A 22,634-nucleotide genomic window follows, 5' to 3' on the forward strand; every position below is an offset into this window, starting at 1 on the left:
TGTCAGTCTACGGGCGCTGCGCCCCGCACGCGCGCGACGGCGTCGCGGGCGGCATCGGGCGCCGGCTCTATCCACGTCAGCGCGTCATAGCGCCGGAACCACGAGACCTGGCGACGGGCGTAGCGCCGCGTGAGGGCCTGGGTCTGCGCGATCGCGTCGCTCTCGCCGACGCGGCCGTCCAGCTGCGCGAGCGCCTGGGCGTAGCCGATCGCGCGACGTGCCGTCACCCCGTCGTCGAGGCCACGCGCCCGCAGCCGCTCCGCCTCCGCCACCAGCCCCTCCGCCCACATCGCCTCGACGCGGCGATCGAGCCGTTCGACGAGTTCGGCACGGTCGACGTGCACGCCGAGGAGCGTCGTCTCCGGATGCCACAGGGACGGCGTCTCCGGCAGCGCGGCACCGTGGGTGCTCTCGCCCTGCATGACGATCTCCAGCGCCCGGACGACCCGACGACCGTTACGGGGATCGATGCGCGCCGCGGTGGCGGGGTCGAGCTCACGCAGCCGCGCGAAGAGGATGCCGGCTCCATACCGGTCGAGGTCGGCCTCCAACTCCGCACGCACGGCGTCGTCGTGGGGCGGAAAACGGAAGTCGAAGACGACGCTCGAGACGTACAGTCCCGATCCGCCGACCAGCACCGCATCCGCACCACGCGCGAAGATGTCGGAGATGGTCTCACGCGCGGTCGGCTGATACCAGGCGACCGCAGCCTCCTCGGTGACATCCAGCACGTCGAAGAGATGGTGCGGGATGCCGCGACGCGCCGACTCGGGAAGCTTCGCCGTCCCGATGTCCATGCCGCGGTAGAGCTGCATGGCGTCGGCGTTGACGATCTCCGCCGGGCGGCCCCGTCCGATCAGCTCCTCGGCGAGATCGAGCGAGAGCGACGTCTTGCCGGTGCCCGTCGCGCCGGCGATCACCCACAGCCGCGCGGCGCTCACCCGCCGATGCGCAGGCTCGGGAGCCCGAGGGAGACCGCCCGGGGACCGTCGCCGGCGGACGTCGCCGGCACACCGCACGATTCGGCCTGCGAACGATCCCAGGCATCCCCTGCGCGCGTTCGGCGGATGCGCAGCGGCTGCCCGTCCGGAGCGTCCGCCAGCAGGTGGAACGGCGCGGCATGCGTCACCGTCACCGACACGACATCGCCGGGCCGCGGAGCCTCGGACCCGCGCGGAACCTCGAAGTGCACGAGGCGGTTGTCTTCGGCGCGGCCGGTGAGGCGGTGCGTCTCCGCGTCCTTCTTGCCCTCACCGGTGGAGACGAGGACCTCGAGTTCGCGACCGAGCTGGGCGTGGTTCTCCTCCAGACTGATGCGTTCCTGCAGGGCGACGAGACGCTCGTAGCGCTCCTGCACGACGGCCTTCGGCAGCTGGTCGGGCATGGTCGCCGCGGGCGTGCCCTCACGGATCGAGTACTGAAAGGTGAAGGCCGATGCGAACCGGGACTGCTCGACGACGCGCATCGTGTCCTCGAAGTCGTCGTCGCTCTCCCCCGGGAAGCCGACGATGATGTCGGTGGAGATGGCCGCGTGCGGGATGCGCTCGCGCACACGGTCGAGGATGCCGAGGAACTTCGAACTGCGATACGAGCGTCGCATCGCCTTGAGGATCCGATCGCTTCCTGACTGCAGTGGCATGTGGAGCTGCGGCATGACCTGGGGCGTCTCGGCCATCGCGTCGATGACGTCGTCGGTGAAGGCCGCCGGGTGCGGGCTGGTGAAACGGATCCGCTCGAGGCCGTCGATCTCCCCCGCGGCGCGAAGCAGCTTGCCGAATGCCTGGCGATCCCCGAACTCGACCCCGTAGGAATTGACATTCTGTCCGAGCAGGGTGACTTCGATGGCCCCGTCGTCGACGAGCATCCGGATCTCGTTCAGGATGTCGCCGGGGCGTCGATCCTTCTCCTTGCCCCGCAGGCTCGGCACGATGCAGAAGGTGCAGGTGTTGTTGCATCCGACGGAGATGGACACCCATCCGCTGTGAACGGCGTCGCGCTTGGTCGGGAGCGTCGACGGGAAGACGTCGAGGGACTCGAGGATCTCGAGCTCGGCCTCGCCGTTGTGACGGGCGCGCTCGAGGAGATTCGGAAGCGAGCCCATGTTGTGGGTTCCGAAGACGACATCCACCCACGGCGCCTTGTCGATCACCGCCTGCTTGTCCATCTGCGCCATGCAGCCGCCCACAGCGATCTGCATGCCCTCGTGGCGGTCCTTGCGTGACTTCAGATGCCCGAGCGTGCCGTAGAGCTTGCCGGCGGCGTTGTCACGCACCGCGCAGGTGTTGATGACGATCACGTCGGCCTCGTCGCCGAGTTCCGCTCTGATGTACCCGGCGCTCTCGAGGGACCCGGAGAGACGCTCGGAATCGTGCACGTTCATCTGGCAGCCGAACGTTCGCACCTCATAGGTGCGAACTCGACCGTCGGCGGTCGTGGCGGCAGGAGAGGGTGCGATCAGCGTCGGCGCGGAGGAGGGCATGGACATGATCTGCTCAGTCTACGATCGCCCACCGCGCGCTGCCTGTGCACATCGCGGATGACGCGCGACGACATGCCTCTGCCATACGTTCCCGTCCCGCACTACTGTGACAGGAAACCAGTAGGAACGACGCAGCGAGGGGACCGCACGGACGCAGGGAGCTCAGTAGTCTGTGATTTCGCTGGATGTCACAGCTGACATGCCGAGGCGCTCGAACGAAGGGGGACACGTGCGGGCAGAGGGCGAACGAACGATCATCGGGGACGACCGGCAACCGGATCGTCTCCTCCGGCACCTGCACGAGGGACGGAGTCTCCTCGTCTTCGGCTCCCGGGGCAGCGGCAAGAGCTATCTGGCTCGCGCGCTCGCCACCCTCGCGGAGGATGCGGGGTGGGATCCGCTGGTGTTGCGAACGGGAGCGGTCTTGTGCACGGTGCCCTTCGGGGCGGCGGACGCCTGCGGGGATAAGCGCCTCGAGGCCCTCCGCGGGACAGGCGATGAGCCGGGCCAGCCGGTCCTGATCGTCGTCGACGACGCTCACCTGCTCGACGAGCAGACGGCGCAGATGCTGGTGCGTGCCGCCTATCGCGGGACGGCGAAGCTCGTTCTCACGGTGACCGTGCCGCGGGCGAGAGCCGCAGGACACATCGCCGCATGCGACCAGCGGATGGCCCTCTTCGAGGACATGTGGAACAACGACCTGGCTGAGCGTGTCGATCTTCATGAGCTGACCGACGCGGACGCCCGCGAGATGGTGCGCGCCCACCCGACTGCAGGGGAGCTCGACGCCGCTGCGCTCGCGCGGTGCGTCGCCCTTGCGGACGGATCCCGTGCTCTCCTCCGCGAGATGCTCGATCGGGCCGTGGACGTCCTTCGCAACGACGCGGACCCCCTCGACGGGCTGCGCGACATCCCCGCGCATGGCCGACTCGGCGATACCATCCGCATGCATGTCACCGACCTCGCCCCCGTGCATCGGATCTGCTTGGCGGTGCTCGGGCACCTTCCGGGCCTGTCCGCCACGGACGCCGCCCGATTCCTGCCGCCCACGGCCGTGCAGGAGCTCGTGGCGGCAGGACTGATCCACGACGACGGGAGGCTCTCGCACGGCCTCACGGCCAACACCGTGCTGGCGCGTGAGGCCGGGCGACAGGTCGATCCCGACTCCGTCGACGCCATCCTCCGTGCGGTGTCCGATCACCTGCTCGCACCCGAGGGGGATTGGTGGAGCAGACCCGCCGCCGCTCACGTCGCCGCTCGATGGCTCCATTCCGGGGGGACTCCCCCGCACACGGTCCCCGACGAGCGTCGCGATCGTGTTGTGCTGGATGCCGCACGCGCCGCGAACGACGCCGGCGATCCCGTCCTGGCGAAGGCCTACCTCGCGATGGCCTCGGACACATCGACGGAGGAGGTCATCCTGGAGAATCGCCACGCGGAGGCGATGCTCGAGCGCAGGCCCATCGACTTCTCCCCCGGCGCTCACGGAATCGCTTCGGCCGACGTCATCCTGCGATTCCTCACCTTGCAGCCGCAGGCGGCGATCGACGCCTGTCCTCGTCCCGATGAATCGGAGACCGCGGTCTCTGCGCGCGCGACGCTCGATGTGACGGCCGCGCAGCGCGCCCTGATGTCGATGCAGTGGCACCGAGCCGAGGCACGGGCCGCCCGAGCCGCACGCGCGTCACCGAACGCGCGGGTGCGACTGGGCTCCGCCCTGACACATGCGATGAGCCTGTCCATGCGCGGATGCGGCAGGGAGGCCGCCCTGGTGTTGACAGACCTCGTCGACGCACACGGGTGGTCAACGATGGCATCCACCGTCGAGACGAGCGATCGTCTCGTCGCCCTGTGCGCGGAGGTCATGTCACGCGCCGTCGCGGGAGAGAGCATCGAGCCGGTCCGCGGCCGTTTCGAGAAGGAAGCGATCCGGGCATCGCGGGAAAACGCTCCGAGCGGTCCGGTGTGGACCGGTTGGGGCGCTGCTCTCATCTACGCCCTGTCGGGAGAAATCGAGCGCGCCCTTCGCGAGATCGCGACCGCCCATCGCCGCTCCGCGCACCTGCCTCGACCGCCGTGGGCCGCGCTCGTGACCCTCACCGTCGCCCGGGAGGCAGCGCTCACCGACCACCCCGACGCAGCTCGCACGCTTGTCGAGTGGGCGACCGGCTCGACAGACGTCTTGCCACTGCTTGTGCGTCACACCGAGCTGATGACGACATCGTGCATCGCGGCTGCCGAAGGCGACATCGTCACGGCGATCGACGAGACCGAGCAAGCCCTCGAGATCGCGGTGAGTTCCGGCGCGGCGCTGCTGGTCGCGGCGGACGGCTTTCAGCGCGCGGTGTTGGGTGGTGCGGACAGTGAGGTTCTGCGACTCCTGCGGGAGACCGCCGAGACGACCGACGCACCGATCGCGACCGCCCTGAGCGATCGAGCCCACGCGCTCGCCCTAGGTGAGCTCTCCTTGAACGACCGCGATGTGATCGCCCTGCTGCGTGCACACCAGGCGACTCCGAAGCGGACGAGTCATGCCGCCGGCTCGTCTCTGTTCCCGGTCTGGACGCCTCTGGCGTCGGACGTTGCACGCGAACCGGTCACGGCGGCGTTGACGCCGCGCGAGCGCGAGATTGCGGAACTCGTCTCCGACGGGCTCAGCAACCGAGCGATAGCCGAACAGCTCTTTCTCTCCATCCGCACCGTGGAGTCGCATGTCTATCAGGCGCGCGCCAAGCTCGGTGCGCGTTCCCGTACCCACCTGGGCACCATCATGCGGCCATGACGACAGCACGCGCCTGCGGCGGCGACGTTCAGGAGAACCTGACGCCTCGTGCGCCACGGTGCTCGTCGAGCGCACGCCGCGCGGCCTCCATCGCGACCGCACCGCCGTATCCCCGGCGCGAGAGCTGCCCGACGAGGCGCCGCAGAGCGACGTCTTGCTCGACGCGGTCAAGCTGCCGAACCTTGGTGCGCGCGAACTCGAGCGCGCGATCGGCGTCGTCGTCAGGCAAACCCGCGAGCGCCGCGTCGACGATGTCACGGGGGATGCGACGCTTCTGCAACGCCATCGCGATCGCGGTACGCCCCTGACCCTTGCGATCGACGGCGATATGGATCAGATGCTCGGCGAGCGACGAATCGTCGAGGTAGCCACGGCGACAGGCATCGTCGATGATCGACGCCGCGAGACCGTCATCGAGTTCGTGCGTCGAGAGAAACGCGCGAGCCTCCGCGATCGACAAGGGCTTGCTCCGAAGCTTGCGGAGAAGCTGCTTCTCGGCGGCGTCGCGGGCATCGTCGGTGACGCCGGCAGCGTGACCGACGGCCTCGGTTTCGTCGGCATCTCGAGAAAGACCCGGATCCGACGTCCAGGTGCGATCCCATCCACCGGCCCTGTCGGGCGGATGCCCACCCGCGGCCGCCGACCCGACCTTGCGCGTCGGGTCAGCGCCACTCTCATGCGACCCGAAGAGGGGTGTAACGGGAGCGAGGTGTCCATCGGCCTCCTCGCCCCCGTCATCGGCGAACCGGACCATCAGGCCGGGCGACGCGCGGCCAACTCATCGGCCGACGCTTCGACGCGGGGCTGGCCGATCCCGAGCTTCTCTTTGATCTTCGTCTCGATGTCTGCCGCGATATCGGCGTTCTTGATCAGGAAGTTCCGGGCGTTCTCTTTGCCCTGGCCGAGCTGCTCACCGTCGTAGGTGTACCAGGCTCCCGATTTCTTGACGATGCCGTGCTCCACGCCGAAATCGATCAGGCTTCCCTCTCGAGAGATACCGACACCGTAGAGAATGTCGAACTCGGCCTGCTTGAACGGCGGGGCCATCTTGTTCTTGACGATCTTCACCCTCGTGCGGTTTCCGACCGCGTCGGAGCCGTCCTTCAGCGTCTCGATGCGACGGATGTCCAGGCGCACGGAGGCGTAGAACTTCAGCGCCTTTCCGCCCGCGGTGGTCTCGGGCGAGCCGAAGAAGACGCCGATCTTCTCACGCAGCTGGTTGATGAAGATCGCGGTGGTCTTGGTGGTGTTGAGCCCACCGGTCAGTTTGCGCAGCGCCTGCGACATCAGACGCGCCTGCAGACCCACGTGGGAATCGCCCATCTCTCCTTCGATCTCGGCCTTCGGCACGAGAGCCGCAACGGAGTCGATGACGACGAGGTCGATGGCACCGGAACGGATCAGCATGTCGGCGATCTCGAGCGCCTGCTCTCCTGTGTCGGGCTGCGACACGAGGAGCGCATCGATGTCGACGCCGAGCTTCTGCGCGTAGTCGGGGTCGAGGGCGTGCTCCGCGTCGATGAACGCGGCGATCCCGCCGACGCGCTGGCAGTTCGCGATGGCGTGCAGGGTCAGCGTCGTCTTACCCGACGACTCCGGTCCGTAGATCTCGATGATGCGCCCGCGGGGAAGCCCGCCGACGCCGAGCGCCACGTCGAGCGCGATCGATCCGGTCGGGATGATCTCGACCGGGGCGCGTTCGTCGCTGCCCAGGCGCATGACCGACCCCTTGCCGAACTGGCGGTCGATCTGGGCGAGAGCCGATTCGAGGGCCTTCTCGCGGTCAGCGGGTGATGGCATGGCGTGCTCCTTATGCTCGCAATCCGTCGCCTGTAGGCTGTCGCGCTCCTCTCCGGCGGATCGGATGCTGCGACAAGGCGTGGGTCGTCTCGATGACGTGGTCCACGGTAGGAGGGGGCTCCGACATCGCGTCGGAGCTCCGGAACCGGCCGGGGATCACCGGGTCGAAACGGCCCGTGTGCAGCACACTACGCCACGATTCGAACACATCTTCGAGGCGTGCGGCGTGTCGTCAGCGACGCGGTTCGAGTCGCCCGACACCGTGCCGTCGCTCCGGCGGAACATTCATCTCGATGCAGAGCGCTATCCACACCTCGCGCGGCGGCACGCCGGCATCCAACGCGGCCGTCGCCGTGCGGTCGCCGATCCCCGGGATGATCAGATCGTCGAGGAGCGCCCCGCCACGGGGACCGAACTCATCGTCGACGGCGCGACGGAATTCACTGCGCCGCATGATCTCCCCCGTGAGGGAGGACGGTCACCGGAGCGTCAACTCGGCGTCGACGGAAGCGACGAGGTCGTCGGGAACCACGTCGGGGAACGTCTGCAGACCCTCGAGCACGGACAGGCGGTCGCCCACCTCGCGCATGATCGTGGAGATCGGCACGTCGAGAGCCTCGGCCAGTGAGGCGAGGATCTCGCTCGAGGCCTCCTTCTGGCCGCGCTCCACCTCACTGAGGTAGCCGAGCGCGACGCTCGCGCGGCTGGCGACCTGGCGGAGGGTCTGCCCCTTCTGCTGACGGAAGTCCCGCAGGACTTCCCCGATCTCCTGACGCACAAGGATCATGTCGGGCCCCTCCTCACTCGTGATTCCGATCGCCGGGTGCACCACAGTACAACACCGTGATATCCAATCTAATCCCGGCCCCTTTGCATGGGGTGGGAATCGCCGAATGTAACCGAAGGGAAACACCAGGCATTCCCGAACGCCCTCGGCGGGCATCCGACTCGCTCAGACGATCGATGTCGCGAGCGCGAGCGCGCGGTCGACGCTTCGCTGACGGATCTGGTCGCGCCCACCCTGCAGCGAGAGCTCTTCGACACGGCGGCCGTTCGGCGTCGCCACGGCGACGTAGACCCGGCCCACGGGAGATTCGCCCTGCGGAGTAGGACCGGCGACGCCCGTCGTCGCCAGGCCCACGTCGGCACCGAGCCGTCGCCGCACGCCCTCGGCCATCGCGGCCGCCACGTCCGGATGAACCGGACCGTGCGCGGCAAGGAGATCGCCGGCGACATCGAGGAGTTCTGCCTTGAGTTCCGTCGCATAGGCCACGACGCCACCGCGCACGACGTCTGATGCTCCCGGCACGGCGGTCAGCTCCGCGCACACCAGTCCGCCGGTGAGCGATTCAGCGGTGGCGAGGGACCATCCTCTCCGCCGCAGCGCCTCGACGAGCGTCGCCGCGTCGTTCGTCGGCGCGTCGTTCATCGGCGGGGTCGGCGCGCTCCGCGCACCTCGGACACCACGTAGTCGACGCCGCTGGCGATCGTGAGGACGAACGCGATCGCCAGCGCGACGCCGTTGACCCAGAAGATCCCGTCGCCGAGCACGGTCCACAGCGGCAGCAGAGCGAGGGCCAGCGCGACGCCCTGTGCCACCGTCTTGAGCTTGCCCATCCAGGCGGCGGCGAGAACATGGTCGCTCACGACGACGAAGCGATAGATCGTGATGCCGATCTCGCGGACCAGGATGACGATCGTCACCCACCACGGAAGCTCACCGAGAATCGAGAGCCCCACGAAGGCGAAGCCGGTCAGCACCTTGTCGGCGATGGGGTCGAGCAGCTTGCCGAGATCGGTCACGATGTCGTTCGCCCGCGCGATGTGTCCGTCCAGACCGTCGGTCGCGATCGCGACGACGAAGAGGACCGCGGCAGCCCAGCGCAGACCACCGTCGGCGCCGTCGTCGGCGAGGAGCATCCACAGGAAGACCGGCGCGCAGAGGATGCGCACGATCGTGATGGCATTGGGGAGCTGACGGGGAACGGCCATGGTCATCATTCTCGCCCGGTCAGGCCCCAGGCATCCTCATCCTCATCCACCTGGACCACCGGCTTGCCCTCGTACTGAGCCTCCAGCGGATCGGCCTCGTAGGGGTCGGCCGGCGCCGCGGAGGGCTTGGGTGTCTCCGCGGGTCCGTCCTCGCCCCGCAGGCGCGCGAGCACCCCCGGGAGCTGTTCGTTGGTGACGAGAACATCGCGGGCCTTCGAGCCCTCGGAGGGCCCGACGATCTCCCGTGACTCGAGCAGGTCCATCAGCCTGCCGGCCTTGGCGAAGCCGACACGCAGCTTGCGCTGGAGCATCGAGGTCGAACCGAACTGGGTCGACACGACCAGCTCGGCTGCCGCCAGGAGGAGCTCGAGGTCGTCGCCGATGTCGGCATCGACCTCCTTCTTCTCCACGGCCGCTTCGACGTCCGAGCGGTACTCGGGGCGAGCCTGATTGGTCACGTGCGAGACGACCTTCTCGATCTCGCTCTCGCTGACCCACGCGCCCTGCACACGGAGGGACTTCGAGGCTCCCATCGGCAGGAAGAGCCCGTCGCCCTGGCCGATGAGCCGATCGGCACCCGGCTGGTCGAGGATGACGCGCGAATCGGTCACGCTCGTGACGGCGAAGGCAAGACGCGACGGCACGTTGGCCTTGATGAGGCCCGTCACGACGTCGACGCTCGGTCGCTGCGTTGCGAGCACGAGGTGGATGCCGCTCGCGCGGGCCAGCTGCGTGATGCGGACGATCGAGTCCTCGACGTCGCGCGGCGCGACCATCATGAGATCGGCGAGCTCATCGACGACGACCAGCAGATAGGGATAGGGCTTCAGCACGCGCTCGCTGCCCTCGGGCAGTTTCACCTCGCCGGCGACGACGGCCTTGTTGAAATCGTCGATGTGGCGGAAGCCGAAGGAGGCGAGGTCGTCGTAACGCATGTCCATCTCCTTCACGACCCACTGCAGCGCCTCGGCCGCCTTCTTGGGATTCGTGATGATGGGCGTGATCAGGTGAGGAACCCCGGTGTAGGAGGTCAGCTCGACCCGTTTCGGGTCGATCAGCACCATGCGCACATCGCTGGGCTTCGCACGCATCAGCAGGCTCGTGATCATGGAGTTCACGAAGCTCGACTTGCCCGACCCGGTGGATCCGGCCACCAGCAGGTGAGGCATCTTCGCGAGGTTGGCCACCACGAAGCCGCCCCCGACGTCCTTGCCGACGCCGATGGTCATCGGATGCGTCGACTGGACGGCTGTCTGCGAACGCAGCACGTCACCGAGGGTGACGATCTCCCGGTCGGTGTTCGGGATCTCGACACCGATCGCGCTCTTGCCCGGGATCGGCGCCAGGATGCGCACCTCGTTCGAGGCGACGGCATAGGCGATGTTGTTGGTGAGCGCGGTGATGCGCTCGACCTTCACGCCCGGGCCGAGCTCGATCTCGTACTGCGTGACGGTCGGGCCGCGCGAGAAGCCGGTGACGGTCGCGTCGACCTTGAACTGTTCGAAAACGCCCGTGATGGCGGCGACGACCGCATCGTTCGCCTCGGAACGCGACTTGTGGGGCGTCCCCTGGGCGAGTGCGGTGACGGACGGCAGGCGATACGGCGCGCTCGGCTGGTCCCGCGGCGCGTCGCCGCCGATGCCGGACAGGCCGGGCAGATCATCATTCGACTCGCTGTCGGCGTCGTCGCGCAGCGACGTCTGCGAGCCCGACGCGGACAGTCCGGCCAGCGACACCGGATCGATGACCTCGGTGACCGCGTCGTCGGCGGGGAGGGGCATCGTCGTCGGCTCCGGTGCCGGCGGCTGGATCGCCTTCTCGAAGCCGCCCTCGGGCGCGCCCGGCGCGAGCAGCTCGGTGAGGTCCTGGGATCCGAGCTCTCCGTCGGCGTCCTTCTCACGGCCGCTCTTGTTCCGCCGCCACCAGGGCACACCATCGTCGGAGCCGTCGCCGTCGGAGCCGTCGCCGTCGTCTGTGAACCGCGGCGATGCCGCCTCGGTGCGCTCGGCGCCGAACATCCACGCATAGAGGTCGCCGAGACGTCGGCCGATGCGGTTCGGCGGGGTCTTGGTCAGGATGAGCACGCTCAGCAGCGTCAGAACGCCGAGCACGATGCATCCGCCGACGTCGGTGAGCAGCATCGCGAGCGGCTCGCCGATCATCCACCCGAAGACGCCGCCGGCGCCGCTCAGGGCCGGGAGCCCCTCACGCGGCTGCGGCCGCCCGCCGGCGATATGGCAGAAACCGGCGATGGTGACCACGAAGAGGCCGAAGCCGATGCCGATACGGCCGTTGTCGTGCACCGAGGACGGGTGGCGGAACATCCACCCCGCGAGGAACACCAGGAGCACCGGCATGACGAACGCGACGCGCCCGACGAGGCCGCCGACGGAGAAGGCGCTGATGGCGGCGCCCGCCTCGGTGCCGATGAAGAACCACTCCACGACCGCACCGATCACCGCAAGGAGGACGAGCAGGAGCGGCAGGCCGTCACGGCGCTGGTCCTTCTCGAGCGTCTCCGGACCGAACGCCCGGAACAGGCCTCCGACCCCGTGGGCGAGTCCCATCCACGCGCGCACGGTCAGAGCCGGCTTGTCCTCGTCTCCCACGTAGCGCGTGGGCGTCGGGTCGGGCTTGCGGGCGCGCGTCGAGGATCCCTTCCCGGGCGCCCGCCCGCGCGAGGTGGAGGTGGAGCTCTTGGCCATGCGATCCACGGTAGGCGAGGGCGCCGACGTTCCCCGGGAGCGACTCGGCGGTGCACAGGCACCGCGCCGCGCGGGCGATTAGGCTCTGCGGGGAGAGTTTCCCGTCCCGCCCATCGAGAGAGAACGAATGGCATCGCGCAGTCTCGGCCTCCGGTCGCATGTGAACTACCTCGTCTACCGCGTCCGCAACCTCAACGCCGGGTCCGTCGTCGAGCGTGCGCGCGAGGTCTCTCGACAGTTCGGCAAGCCCGTCGCGATGGTGGTCGCGGACATGTACTGGCAGGCGGCGTTCCACAAGGTCGGCTTCCAGGACTACGTCGACTACGACTTCGCCATGCTCACCCGCGCCGAGCGCAAGACGTTCATGACGCATCCGATCTCGAACGCGATCTCCCAGAAGTACGACCACCCGGACTACCGGCACCTCTTCCACGACAAGTTCGCGTTCGTGCGCGAGTTCTCCGATCTTCTCGGCCGCGACTGGATGATGCTCGACGCCGGCAACGCGGACGAGCTCGCGGCGTTCATGGCGACGCACCCCACGATCATCACCAAGCGGCAGACCGGCCAGGCGGGCTCGGCCATCACCCGCTACACGATCGACGACGTCGACGACGCTGCGGCCTTCCACCGCGGACTCCTCGAGCGCGGTGAGCTGCTCATCGAGGAGAACATCGTGCAGCACCCCGACCTGGCCGCCGTCTGTCCCGGCACCGTCAACTCGACGCGCATCGCGGCCTTCTTCGACGGTGAGAAGACCCACATCCTCGCCATGGCGCAGAAGTTCGGGCGCGGACAGGCCGCCGACCAGATGGACTTCGGCGGCTTCTACACGATGCTCGACGAGCACGGCAAGGCGATGGGCGACGGATACGACTCGCACGGCCACGTGTGGGAACGACACCCCGACACCGGATTCCCGATCGCCGAGTTCCGCCTGCCGATGCTCGAGGAGGCGCTCGACCTCATCGATCGCGCCGCGCGCGTCGTGCCGCAGGTGCAGTACGTCGGATGGGATGTCGCGATCACCGAGAAGGGTCCCGTGCTCATCGAGGGCAACTGGGGCACGGGTGTCTACGAGATCAAGCCCTCGGTCCTCGGCCGCCGCACCGGTCACCGCCCGCGCTACCGTGAGGTGATCGGCTTTTGACGCCGGCCGGGCTCTCGGTCGAGGTCTCCGAGGGGGCCCTCGTCACCGGCGCCCGAGCCGCGGCCGCCGCCGGCATCGTCGTCGACCTCCGTCGCGACGCCTGGGGCCATGGCATCGACGCCGGAGTGCGGGCCCTGCTGGCCGCGGGAGTCGACCGGGCGTGTGTGGAGCCCCCCGACGCCCCCCGCCTGCGAGCGGCCGGGCTCCACGGGGTCGCGCCGCACGGGGATTCCGCGGTCTTCTATGGACTCTCCGCGGGCGCCGACCCCGCGATGCACGCTTCATCGTGCATCCTCTCGACGAAACCGCTCCGGGCGGGCGAAGGCGTCTCGTACGGGTACACCCACCGTGCAGCCGCCGACACCTGGATCGGGCTCGTCGCCGGCGGCTACGGGCAGGGCGTGGCCCGAGCGCTCGGAAACCGCATCTCGGTCTGCGTCGAGGGCCGGATGTGCCCGGTCGTCGGTCGCATCGCCATGGACGTATGCGTGGTCGACCTCGGGCCCGACGGCTCGTCCGTCGTCCCCGGAGCGCCCGTCTCGCTGTTCGGAGGCGACGGCCCGGCTCGGCGCAGCCTCGACAGCTGGGCCGAGGCGACGGGGTGGACGCGGGCGGAGCTGGCCGGGGTGATCGGCGCGTGCGTGCCGCGACGGAGCGTGGCCTGATGCCCGCGCGCCTCGCGGTCGATCTCGACCGCCTCCGCGAGAATCTGGCCACGGTGCGCCGCACCGTCTCCCCCGCCGAGACGCTCTTCGTGGTCAAGAACGATGCCTACGGGCACGGTCTCGAGCCCGTCGCGGAAGCGGCCTCGGCGGCCGGGATCGACTGGTTCGGATCCTTCGACATCGACAGTGGACTGCGCGTGCGCCGCGTGGTCGGCGGCGGTTCGCGCATCTTCGCGTGGACGACGATCCTCGACGCCGACTCGCTGCAGGGTGCCGCCGACGCCGACCTGGATCTCGGCGTCGGCGACGCCGCCTACCTGGAACGGATCATCGCCGCGGATCGGCACCTGCGTGTGCATCTGAAGGTCGACACCGGCCTGCATCGCAACGGCGTGCGCCCGGAGGAGTGGTCGGATGTCGTCGCACGCGCCGCACGGGCGGAAGCCGACGGACGCATCCGCGTCGTGGGCCTGTGGACCCACATCGCCGAGACCAGTGACGCCGACGACGACGCCTCGCGTGCCCTGTTCCTCGATGCGGTCGCGATCGCTCGCGCGGCCGGCCTCACCCCGGACGTGCGGCACCTTGCGGCGAGCGCGGCCGCGTTCGCCCGTCCGGAGTTCCGCGATGATCTGGTGCGTGTCGGCGCCTTCGGATACGGCATCCGCTCCGCGGGCGGACCGGATCTGCCGGGCATCTCGCCGGCCGCGACGCTCGTCGCCGACGTGATCGACGTGGCCGGGGACCGGGTGGTGATCGACATCGGATCGCTCGACGGCGTCCCGTCGGCCCTCGGCGGCCGCGTGACCGTCGGCACCGACGCCGGCGCGCGCCGCCTGCTGACGGTCGACGGCGCGACCTCGACCGTCGCCGGGTATCCGGGCGCGCGCGTCGAAGACCGCGTGTACATCTTCGGGCCGGGAGCGCACGGCGAGCACAGCGCTACGACCGTCGCGGAATCGATCGACACGGTCGGCGAGGAGCTCCTCGTGCGCCTGCGCCCGGGGCTGGAGCGGTCCTACACCGGGGCGATCACGCCTCGATGACCAGCGGAACGATCATCGGACGACGCCGCAGACGCTGATTGACCCAGCGTCCGATCGTCCGCCGCACCACCTGCGACAGCGCGTGCTGGTCTCGCACTCCCGACTGCGCCGCTTCGGCCAGCGCGGCGGCGATCTTCGGCTTGACGTCTTCGAAGACCTTGTCGTCCTCGGCGAAACCGCGCGCGTGGATCTCCGGACCGCTGATGATCTTGCCCGTCGCGGCATCGACGACGACGATCACGGAGATGAAGCCCTCCTCGCCCAGGATGCGACGGTCCTTCAGGTCGGCGTCGGTGATCTCGCCGACCGACGAGCCGTCGACGTAGACGAAGCCGAGATCGAGCTGACCCACCGCGAGCGCCTCGCCGTCGCGAAGATCGATGACCGTGCCGTTCTCGGCGAGCAGCGTGCGCTCGGCGGGAACGCCCGTGTCCTGGGCGAGTTTGGCGTTGGCCATCAGGTGGCGGTATTCGCCGTGGATCGGCAGGACGTTGCGCGGGCGCAGGATGTTGTAACAGTAGAGCAGCTCGCCTGCCGCTGCGTGGCCGGACACGTGCACCTTGGCATTGCCCTTGTGCACGACGTTGGTGCCGAGCTTGGTGAGACCGTCGATCACGCGGTACACGGCGTTCTCGTTGCCCGGGATGAGGCTGGAGGCGAGGATGACGGTGTCGCCGGGGCCGGGCTCGATCTCGTGATCGAGGTTGGCCATGCGGCTGAGCACGGCCATCGGCTCACCCTGGGAACCGGTCGACATGTAGACGATCCGGTCGTCGGGGAGATCGCGCGCCTTCTTGTAGTCGATGAGCACACCGGAGGGCACCGTGAGATAGCCCAGCTTCTCGGCGATGGTCATGTTGCGCACCATGCTGCGTCCGAGGAGGGCGACGCGCCGGCCGTGGGCGTGGGCGGCATCCAGCACCTGCTGCACGCGGTGCACGTGGCTGGAGAAGCTCGCCACGATCACGCGGCGCGGCGCCTTGCCGATGACCTGGTCGAGGACCGGCCCGATCTCCCGCTCCAGCGGGGTGAACCCGGGCACGTCGGCATTCGTGGAGTCGACCATGAACAGATCGATCCCCTCCTCGCCGATGCGTGCGAAGGAGCGCAGGTCGGTCAGGCGCCCGTCGAGCGGGAGCTGGTCCATCTTGAAGTCGCCCGTGGCCAGAACGGTGCCGGCGACCGTGCGGATGGCCACGGCGAGCGCATCCGGGATGGAGTGGTTGACGGCGATGAACTCGAGGTCGAACGGACCCACCTGCTCGCGCTGACCCTCGGCTACCGTGAGGGTGTAGGGCTTGATGCGGTGCTCTTTGAGCTTCGCCTCGGTCAGCGCGAGGGTGAGCCCGGATCCGATGATCGGGATGTCTCCCTTGAGCTTCAGGAGGTAGGGCACGGCGCCGATGTGGTCTTCGTGGCCGTGGGTGAGCACCACCCCGACGATGTCGTTCAGGCGCGACTTGATCGGCTCGAAATCGGGCAGGATGAGGTCGACACCCGGCTGATGCTCCTCGGGGAACAGCACACCGCAGTCGACGACGAGCAGCTTGCCGTCGATCTCGAAGACGGTCATGTTGCGACCGACCTCCCCGAGACCCCCGAGCGGGATGACGCGGAGCGTGCCCTTCTCGAGTGCGGGCGGCATGGCGACCGACGTGGGAGGGGTCATCGGGTGGTCCCCGAGACCTTCGGGAGCGCTCCGCCGGCGGCGGCGTTGCGGTCGGGGCGGAAGTTGCGGAACTCCGCACCGTCGACTCCGCTCACCAGCGCGAGCTCGTCTTCGATCATGGCCGCCTCCCATTCCTCCGGACCGACCAGCGGCAGGCGCACGCGAGGGCTGGAGATGCGTCCCAGGCCGTGCAGGATGTACTTCGCCGCGACCGTCCCGGGAACATGCGTCATCACCGCTCGCACGAGAGGCTCGAGGGTCTGATGCTGCGCCGTCGCGGTGGCGAGGTCGCCGGCGTTGACGGCATCGACGATTGCGCGGTAGGGCGCCGGAGCGATGTTGGCGGTGACCCCGATGAGTCCGCTGGCGCCGATCGACAGGTGCGGCAGGACATTGGCGTCGTCGCCCGAGAAGTACATCAGGTCGGTCTGATTGAGCACTCGACTGACCTCGCTGAAGTCTCCCTTGGCGTCCTTCACGGCGAGGATGTTCGGGTGCTTGGCCACGCGGAGGAGCGTCTCGTAGGCGATCGGCACGCCGGTGCGGCCCGGGATGTCGTAGAGGATGACCGGCAGATCGGTGGCGTCGGCAACGAGCCGGAAGTGGGTCAGGATGCCGGCCTGGGTGGGCTTGTTGTAGTACGGCGTGACGATCATGATGCCGTCGGCACCGGCCTTCTCACTGGCCTTGTACAGCTCGATCGCGTGCGCAGTCTCGTTGGAGCCTCCGCCGGTGATGATCTTGGCTCGACCGGCCGCGACGTCTTTGCCGACCTCCACCAGACGCAGCTTCTCCGCGTCGGTGAGGGTCGAGGTCTCCCCCGTGGTGCCGGTCACGACGACCCCGTCCGCACCGGCGGACACGACGTCATCGATGTGCTTCTCCGTCGCCGGCCAGTCGACCTCTCCGTCGGCCGTCATCGGGGTGATGAGGGCTACGAGCACCTGGCCGAAGGGATTGGCGTCGAGCGTCATGCCTCCAGGCTATCGTCTCGCGGCGTCCGCTCAGCGACCGCGCGTGCCGACGCTCGCGCCGAGCGATGCCGGCAGGAGAGCAGCCACGCGCGCGAGCGCCTGGTAGCGGAACGACGGGATCAAGACCCCGCGTCCCTTCGCGGCGGCGCGCAGTGACGCGGTCACGACCTCGCGCGCGTCCAGCCACATCCACCCGGGCACGCCCTCGCGCCCGGGAGCCAGCCCCATCCGCTCGTGGAAGCCGGTGTGCGTGAAGCCCGGGCACACCGCGGTCACCGTCACGCCACGCGCCGCGTAGGCGGCGTTCGCCCAGCGACTGAAGTCCACCAGCCAGCGCTTGCACGCCCCGTAGGTCGACCGCGGCAGATAGGCGGCGACGGATGCGACGTTGACGATGCGGCCGTGACCGCGCGCGAGCATGCCCTCAAGAGCGGCGTGGGACAGGCGGAGCGGCGCTTCGACGTGGACGCGCAGATGATCGACCTCGCGTGCGACGTCGTTCGCCGCGAAGTCGAGAGGGAGACCGAAACCGGCGTTGTTGACCAGGAGCTCGACCGGCGCATCGGCGGCCGTGAGCCGCGCGGCGACGCGATCCACCTCGTCGGAGACGGCGAGGTCGGCGCTGATCACCTCCACCTTTACGCGGTGGCAGGCACGGATGGCTCCGGCGACCGCGTCGAGCGCCTCGAGGTCCCGCGCGACGAGCACGAGGTCGGCGCCGCGCGCCGCGAGCTGGCGCGCGTATTCCGCGCCGAGTCCCGAGCTTGCTCCGGTGATCAGCGCCGTGACCATGGTTACGGCGCCACGCGTCCGTTGGCGTTGAACGACGCGTGGGTCAGCGGCATGAGTTCACGCCACTGCGCCTCCATCTGCTCGGCGCACATCTCGATCTCCCGCTGGGGGAACGACGGGAAGTGCGTGCCCTCGACCTTGGTGCGCAACGAGAGGAAATTCATCAGCGCACGGGCGTTCATCGTCACGTACATCGACGAGTAGATGTTCAGCGGGAGCACGATGCGCGCCACCTCGCGGGCGACCCCGGCCTCCAGCATGCGCTGATACGCCTCGAACGCCTGCACACTCGCAGCACGCGTGGCCTCGTCGACCAGGGCGAACTGCTCGTCGTCGCCGGGAAGGAACTCATACGCTCCCGGCCGGCCGACCTGCACCAGGTTGCGCTCGCGAGCAGGCACGTAGAACACCGGCCGAAGCTCGCGGTAGCGTCCGGACTCCTCGTTGTACGACGCGATGCGATGCCGCATGAACTCGCGGAAGACGAAGATGGGCGCCTGCACGTAGAAGGTCATGGAATTGTGCTCGAACGGCGAGCCGTGGCGATCCCTCATCAGGAAGTTCACGAGACCCCGGTCACGACCCGAGGCCTCCTCGCCGCTCTGCGCGGACTCGAGCGTCTGCTCACCCTGCGTCGACACGCGTGCCGCGAACAGAACGTCGGAATCCGAGGCGCTCGATCTGACGAGATCGACGGTCATGTCACTGCGGAACTGGATGTCGGCGTCGGTCACGGTGCCACCCTACCCGCGCCGCGCCGGGTCGCGGTGTTACGACGGTGGCCGCGTTCGCACCGGATTCGGCCTCCCGCGGCGCGCGAACGTCTAGCCTTGTGGGTTGTGGACATCCTGGCCTCCCTCCTCGGCGTCGCTGTGCTGATCGCCGTCACCGCCGGCATCGGAATGCTCGTGCGCGCCCGCCAAGGTCGCCTCCGTCGCGGCGTCGCACACGAGGTGATCCAGCCGCGGCGCCTGGGGGCCGACAGCCTCGGCGAGCGCGCGACGCTGCTGCAGTTCAGCACCGAACTGTGCGCCAAGTGCCCCGGCGTGCACCGCACGCTCTCGCAGATCGCCGAATCACGCGACGGCGTCCGCCACCTCGACATCGACCTCACTCACCGTCCGGACATCGCCAAGCACTTCCACGTGCTGCAGACGCCGACGACGCTCATCCTGGACGCCCGCGGCGCCGTGCAGTCGCGCGTGGGCGGCGTGCCGAACCGTCACATGCTCGAGCTGGAGCTGGCGCGCCTGACGGGGAGCAGCGCCCATGTCTGACACCGGCATCGACCCGCGCGGCCCTCGTTTCGCCGCCGCCATCACCTCGCTTCTGCTGCTGATCGACGTCTTCCTCGCGTTGACGGGACTCGCGACGCAGCGAGCCGGCGAATGGTTCGCCGATCAGCCCCTGGCCGCGGCGGCTTTCACGCCCGGCGCAGGGTGGGCGATTCAGGAGGCGAGCCTCGCGCAGCGCGCTCTGGACCCGGCGTTCCTCCTGCTGATCGTGATCGCCCTTCTCTTCCTGTGGGGCGTGATCGCGCCGCGCACCGCGCCGTGGAGCGTGCTGTTCCGCCGCGTGATCGCGCCGCGCCTGTCGAAGCCCACCGAACGCGAGGACCCGCGCCCGCCGCGCTTCGCCCAGGGCGTCGGCCTCTTCGTCTCGGTCATCGGTCTCGCGCTGCACCTCGCCGGTGTGCCGTGGGCACTGCCCGTTGCCGCATCGCTCGCGTTCGCGGCCGCTTTCCTCAACGCCGTCTTCGGGCTGTGCCTCGGCTGCCAGCTCTACCTCGTGCTCCAGCGGGCGGGCGTCGTGGGGCGCGAGCGCCCCGCGGTCTGACCGACCCGCCGCACGTCAGCTGTCAAGCCATCGCGGACGGCTAAGCGCCCCGTTAGGCTGACGGCGTCCGCCACCGGCGGATCATCCGTCACCGCCACGAGGAACAGGGGCATCATGACCGTCACGAGCGAAGCGACCACCGCCTGGAAAGGCTCCCTCACCGACGGCGAAGGCACCGTCTCGCTGGTGTCTTCGGGGGCTGCTTCCCTTCCGGTGAACTGGAAGGCGCGCAGCGAGGGATCCACGTCGACCACCACGCCGGAGGAGCTCATCGCGGCCGCGCACGCTTCGTGCTTCAGCATGGCGCTCTCCCACGCACTCGCCGGGAACGGCACCCCTCCGGAATCGGTCGACACGACCGCATCGGTCACGTTCCAGCCCGGCACCGGCATCACCGGCAGCCACCTCAACGTCAACGCGGTCGTGCCGGGACTGGATGCGGATGCGTTCGCCCGCATCGCCGAGGAGGCGAAGACCGGATGCCCCGTGTCACAGGCCCTCGCCGGGATCGACATCACGCTCGAGGCGACGCTTGCCTGATTCTTCACCGGGTCGCATCGTCATCGGGGGCGCGAGCGGACTGATCGGGCGAGCGCTCGTCGACGACCTGCGCGCCGACGGCCATGAAGTCGTCCGCCTCGTGCGTCGCACCGCCACGGCTCCCGACGAGGTGGAATGGCTCACGGACACGCGCCCGCTCGATCCCGAGGTGCTCGCCGGCGCTCGCGCCGTGGTCGGCCTCGGCGGCGCGAGCATCGGACGCTTTCCGTGGACGCGGTCGTACCGCAGCACTCTGCTCTGGTCGCGGATCACCCCGACCCGCGCCCTGGCCCGTGCCGTGCGAGAGCTCGGCGACGACGCCCCCGCGTTCCTGTCGGCCTCCGCCGTGGGGTATTACGGGGCGTTTCCGCCGGGCGACGTCGACGAGACGACGCAGCGCGGCGAGGGTTTCCTCGCGGATGTATGCGGCGAGTGGGAGCACGCCGCACTCGGGGCCGGTGACCGCGCGCGCGTGTCGCTGCTGCGCACGGCGCCGGTCGTGCACCCGGAGGGCGTCCTGAAGCCGCTCATGCTCCTGACCCGCCTCGGTCTTTCCGGTCCGATCGGTCGCGGGACGCAGGTGTGGCCGTGGATATCACTGCAGGACGAGGTGCGCGCCATCCGCCACATCCTCGACACCGGGATTCTCGGCCCGGTCAACCTCACGGGGCCGACCCGAGCGACCGCGAACGATCTGGGCTTCGCCCTGGCGGTGCGCATGAATCGCCCGTATCTGCTCCGGGCACCCGCCTGGGCGCTGCGCGCCGCATTCGGCCGCGATGCTGTGGAGGCGCTGCTCACAACCGATGCGAACGTCGTTCCGGCCGCTCTGGAGGCATCCGGCTTCTCCTTCACCCATTCGACGGTCGAAGCCGCTGTCGCAGCCGCCCTGGCGGAGGCTGACTAGCGCCGGCTGTCCGCCTCGAGCGTGATGGCCCGTCGCACAGCCTCCCGGGCGCGCCGCCGGTCCCCCGACGCGTCATAAGCCAGCCCGAGGCGGTACCACGCGCGCCAATCGTCCGGGCTGGCCGTCACCTCGTCCCGATATCGCGGGAAGACGGCATCGGCATCCTCGCGCAGCACACGACCGCTCGGTCGCACCCCCACCGCATCCTCGGGGAGGTCGTGTTCGGCTTCGAGCCGCAGACCGAGCTGCTGGGCACGCCATCCGAACCACAGTTCGCGTCCGAGCGCCCACACCGCCACCACGGGCAGGACGATCAGCGCCACGCCCATCGTGATGCCGACGGGATCGCCGGTGCCGAGCAGCAGCACCGCGCGCCATCCGACGAGCGCGATGTAGAGCGCCAGCAGGACCGCCATGACGGCGACCCCGATCTTGACGCTCATGCTCCGGTTGTGCGCGCCACCTGGCCGGGCACTCCACCCTCGTCGACCGGGGGCCTGCCACCGGAATGCGGGGTGCGGATGCCGATGTCGAGGAAGCTGTCGAGGCCGATCACGACGCCCCGGCTCACGATCGCGTTCTGAAGGGCCAGGCGGATGCCGGGGGCGTAGGCGCGTGCCGGCTCGATCGTGTCGTGGGTGATCGTCAGCGACTCCCCCGGGCCCGAGAGCACGACGTCCTGCTTGGCCACCACACCCGGGCGACGCAGCGAGTGGATCGGGACGCTCGCCACCCGCTGCCCGCGAGCGCGCTGATCGACGTGCGGGGACTCGACCGGGCCCACCGCACTCCGCGCCGCTGCGACGAGCTCGGCCGTGCGCACGGCGGTGCCGCTCGGAGAGTCGACCTTGGACTCCCGGTGCGCCTCGACGATCTCGATCGAGGGGAAGAAGGGTGCCGCGGCGCTGGCGATAGCCGACCCGATGACGGAGCCGAGCGAGAAGTTGGGAATGAACACGGCGCCGGTGCCGGCCGCATCCACCAGGGGCCGCACGAGGGCGATGCGCTCGGCTGACCACCCCGACGTGCCCACGAGCACGTTGATCCCGCGCTCGACGGCCCCGCGCACCACGTCGATCGACACCGCCGGGGTGGACGCATCGACCACGAGGTCGGCGCCGTCGATCTCGTCGATCTCGGAGCGGGAGGTGAGCACGGCGTGCTCGACGTACGCGTCGTCGGCGTTCACGATGTCGCGGATGATGCCGCCCAGCTTGCCGGTCCCGCCCACGATGGCCACGCGCGTCGTCATGTCTCCACCGTAGCCCGCCCGCGCCTCCCGGGCGCGCACGCGCAC

Annotated in this window: 23 protein-coding genes; 8 read left to right on the forward strand and 15 right to left on the reverse strand. The window is 69.3% G+C overall.

Annotation, left to right across the window (positions count from 1 at the left end; all coding sequences use genetic code 11):
• Positions 1 to 2 precede the first annotated feature (2 nt).
• On the reverse strand, positions 3 to 941 hold the full coding sequence (miaA, locus tag IM777_RS10985; RefSeq protein WP_194383374.1) for a tRNA (adenosine(37)-N6)-dimethylallyltransferase MiaA: 939 nt from the start codon (positions 939 to 941) through the stop codon (positions 3 to 5).
• Positions 938 to 2,485 (reverse strand): tRNA (N6-isopentenyl adenosine(37)-C2)-methylthiotransferase MiaB, encoded by a 1,548-nt coding sequence (gene miaB / locus IM777_RS10990; RefSeq protein WP_194383375.1) that lies wholly within the window; start codon positions 2,483 to 2,485, stop codon positions 938 to 940. The genes miaA and miaB overlap by 4 nt, the downstream gene beginning before the upstream one ends.
• 223 nt (positions 2,486 to 2,708) lie before the next feature.
• On the opposite strand from miaB, the gene IM777_RS10995 reads away from it, so the two are divergent.
• The gene (locus tag IM777_RS10995; RefSeq protein WP_194383376.1) at positions 2,709 to 5,261 is read left to right on the forward strand and encodes a LuxR C-terminal-related transcriptional regulator; all 2,553 of its coding nucleotides are present in this window, start codon (positions 2,709 to 2,711) and stop codon (positions 5,259 to 5,261) included.
• A 28-nt stretch (positions 5,262 to 5,289) separates the two neighbouring features.
• Here IM777_RS10995 and IM777_RS11000 read toward each other — a convergent pair whose 3' ends face one another.
• The 7 genes from IM777_RS11000 to IM777_RS11030 all read right to left on the reverse strand — a co-directional run bounded on the left by IM777_RS11000 (position 5,290) and on the right by IM777_RS11030 (position 11,758).
• Entirely contained in the window at positions 5,290 to 6,015 is a 726-nt protein-coding gene (locus IM777_RS11000) for a regulatory protein RecX (RefSeq protein ID WP_194383377.1), read from the reverse strand.
• A complete protein-coding gene (gene recA, locus IM777_RS11005; protein ID WP_194383378.1) occupies positions 6,015 to 7,061 on the reverse strand; it encodes a recombinase RecA in 1,047 nt (348 codons plus the stop codon). Before recA ends, IM777_RS11000 begins: the two co-directional genes overlap by 1 nt.
• 232 nt (positions 7,062 to 7,293) lie before the next feature.
• Positions 7,294 to 7,515: a DUF3046 domain-containing protein gene (locus IM777_RS11010; RefSeq protein ID WP_194383379.1), complete on the reverse strand. Its 222-nt coding sequence runs from the start codon at positions 7,513 to 7,515 to the stop codon at positions 7,294 to 7,296.
• 24 nt (positions 7,516 to 7,539) lie between these two features.
• Positions 7,540 to 7,848 carry a helix-turn-helix domain-containing protein gene (locus tag IM777_RS11015; RefSeq protein ID WP_071045706.1) on the reverse strand — a complete coding sequence of 103 codons (309 nt, stop codon included), beginning with the start codon at positions 7,846 to 7,848 and terminating at the stop codon, positions 7,540 to 7,542.
• A gap of 165 nt (positions 7,849 to 8,013) precedes the next feature.
• Positions 8,014 to 8,490 (reverse strand): CinA family protein, encoded by a 477-nt coding sequence (locus tag IM777_RS11020; protein WP_194383380.1) that lies wholly within the window; start codon positions 8,488 to 8,490, stop codon positions 8,014 to 8,016.
• A complete protein-coding gene (gene pgsA, locus IM777_RS11025) occupies positions 8,487 to 9,053 on the reverse strand; it encodes a CDP-diacylglycerol--glycerol-3-phosphate 3-phosphatidyltransferase (RefSeq protein ID WP_194383381.1) in 567 nt (188 codons plus the stop codon). Before pgsA ends, IM777_RS11020 begins: the two co-directional genes overlap by 4 nt.
• A gap of 5 nt (positions 9,054 to 9,058) precedes the next feature.
• Positions 9,059 to 11,758 carry an FtsK/SpoIIIE family DNA translocase gene (locus IM777_RS11030; protein ID WP_194383382.1) on the reverse strand — a complete coding sequence of 900 codons (2,700 nt, stop codon included), beginning with the start codon at positions 11,756 to 11,758 and terminating at the stop codon, positions 9,059 to 9,061.
• A 127-nt stretch (positions 11,759 to 11,885) separates the two neighbouring features.
• Here IM777_RS11030 and IM777_RS11035 point away from each other — a divergent pair, with 127 nt between their 5' ends.
• The 3 genes from IM777_RS11035 to IM777_RS11045 are packed head-to-tail and all read left to right on the forward strand — an operon-like array spanning position 11,886 to position 14,619.
• A complete protein-coding gene (locus tag IM777_RS11035; RefSeq protein WP_194383383.1) occupies positions 11,886 to 12,908 on the forward strand; it encodes a sugar-transfer associated ATP-grasp domain-containing protein in 1,023 nt (340 codons plus the stop codon).
• Positions 12,905 to 13,573 carry an alanine racemase C-terminal domain-containing protein gene (locus IM777_RS11040; RefSeq protein WP_228480767.1) on the forward strand — a complete coding sequence of 223 codons (669 nt, stop codon included), beginning with the start codon at positions 12,905 to 12,907 and terminating at the stop codon, positions 13,571 to 13,573. Before IM777_RS11035 ends, IM777_RS11040 begins: the two co-directional genes overlap by 4 nt.
• Positions 13,573 to 14,619, forward strand: coding sequence for an alanine racemase (locus tag IM777_RS11045; protein WP_194383384.1), 1,047 nt, complete (start codon positions 13,573 to 13,575; stop codon positions 14,617 to 14,619). The genes IM777_RS11040 and IM777_RS11045 overlap by 1 nt, the downstream gene beginning before the upstream one ends.
• On the opposite strand, the gene IM777_RS11050 is transcribed toward IM777_RS11045, so the two are convergent.
• The 4 genes from IM777_RS11050 to thyX are packed head-to-tail and all read right to left on the reverse strand — an operon-like array spanning position 14,606 to position 18,755.
• Complete coding sequence (locus IM777_RS11050; RefSeq protein WP_071045702.1) at positions 14,606 to 16,288, reverse strand: ribonuclease J; 1,683 nt, start codon at positions 16,286 to 16,288, stop codon at positions 14,606 to 14,608. The two genes, IM777_RS11045 and IM777_RS11050, sit on opposite strands and share 14 nt — an antisense overlap.
• Positions 16,285 to 17,262: a 4-hydroxy-tetrahydrodipicolinate synthase gene (dapA, locus tag IM777_RS11055; protein WP_071045701.1), complete on the reverse strand. Its 978-nt coding sequence runs from the start codon at positions 17,260 to 17,262 to the stop codon at positions 16,285 to 16,287. Before dapA ends, IM777_RS11050 begins: the two co-directional genes overlap by 4 nt.
• Before the next feature lie 30 nt (positions 17,263 to 17,292).
• Positions 17,293 to 18,054: an SDR family NAD(P)-dependent oxidoreductase gene (locus tag IM777_RS11060; protein ID WP_194383385.1), complete on the reverse strand. Its 762-nt coding sequence runs from the start codon at positions 18,052 to 18,054 to the stop codon at positions 17,293 to 17,295.
• Positions 18,055 to 18,056: 2 nt separating this feature from the next.
• Entirely contained in the window at positions 18,057 to 18,755 is a 699-nt protein-coding gene (gene thyX, locus IM777_RS11065; protein ID WP_071045750.1) for an FAD-dependent thymidylate synthase, read from the reverse strand.
• Positions 18,756 to 18,893: 138 nt separating this feature from the next.
• Here thyX and IM777_RS11070 point away from each other — a divergent pair, with 138 nt between their 5' ends.
• The 4 genes from IM777_RS11070 to IM777_RS11085 all read left to right on the forward strand — a co-directional run bounded on the left by IM777_RS11070 (position 18,894) and on the right by IM777_RS11085 (position 21,337).
• Positions 18,894 to 19,331: a TlpA family protein disulfide reductase gene (locus tag IM777_RS11070; protein WP_194383386.1), complete on the forward strand. Its 438-nt coding sequence runs from the start codon at positions 18,894 to 18,896 to the stop codon at positions 19,329 to 19,331.
• Positions 19,324 to 19,890 (forward strand): DUF4395 domain-containing protein, encoded by a 567-nt coding sequence (locus IM777_RS11075; RefSeq protein ID WP_194383387.1) that lies wholly within the window; start codon positions 19,324 to 19,326, stop codon positions 19,888 to 19,890. The genes IM777_RS11070 and IM777_RS11075 overlap by 8 nt, the downstream gene beginning before the upstream one ends.
• 114 nt (positions 19,891 to 20,004) lie before the next feature.
• On the forward strand, positions 20,005 to 20,430 hold the full coding sequence (locus IM777_RS11080) for an OsmC family peroxiredoxin (protein WP_194383388.1): 426 nt from the start codon (positions 20,005 to 20,007) through the stop codon (positions 20,428 to 20,430).
• Positions 20,423 to 21,337 carry a TIGR01777 family oxidoreductase gene (locus tag IM777_RS11085; protein ID WP_228480768.1) on the forward strand — a complete coding sequence of 305 codons (915 nt, stop codon included), beginning with the start codon at positions 20,423 to 20,425 and terminating at the stop codon, positions 21,335 to 21,337. Before IM777_RS11080 ends, IM777_RS11085 begins: the two co-directional genes overlap by 8 nt.
• Here IM777_RS11085 and IM777_RS11090 read toward each other — a convergent pair.
• Positions 21,334 to 21,780 (reverse strand): hypothetical protein, encoded by a 447-nt coding sequence (locus IM777_RS11090; protein ID WP_194383390.1) that lies wholly within the window; start codon positions 21,778 to 21,780, stop codon positions 21,334 to 21,336. The genes IM777_RS11085 and IM777_RS11090 overlap by 4 nt on opposite strands.
• Entirely contained in the window at positions 21,777 to 22,589 is an 813-nt protein-coding gene (dapB, locus tag IM777_RS11095; RefSeq protein ID WP_071045694.1) for a 4-hydroxy-tetrahydrodipicolinate reductase, read from the reverse strand. The genes IM777_RS11090 and dapB overlap by 4 nt, the downstream gene beginning before the upstream one ends.
• Between the last annotated feature and the right edge of the window lie 45 nt (positions 22,590 to 22,634).

This window comes from Microbacterium luteum (genome assembly GCF_015277875.1).
GTDB lineage: Bacteria > Actinomycetota > Actinomycetes > Actinomycetales > Microbacteriaceae > Microbacterium > Microbacterium luteum.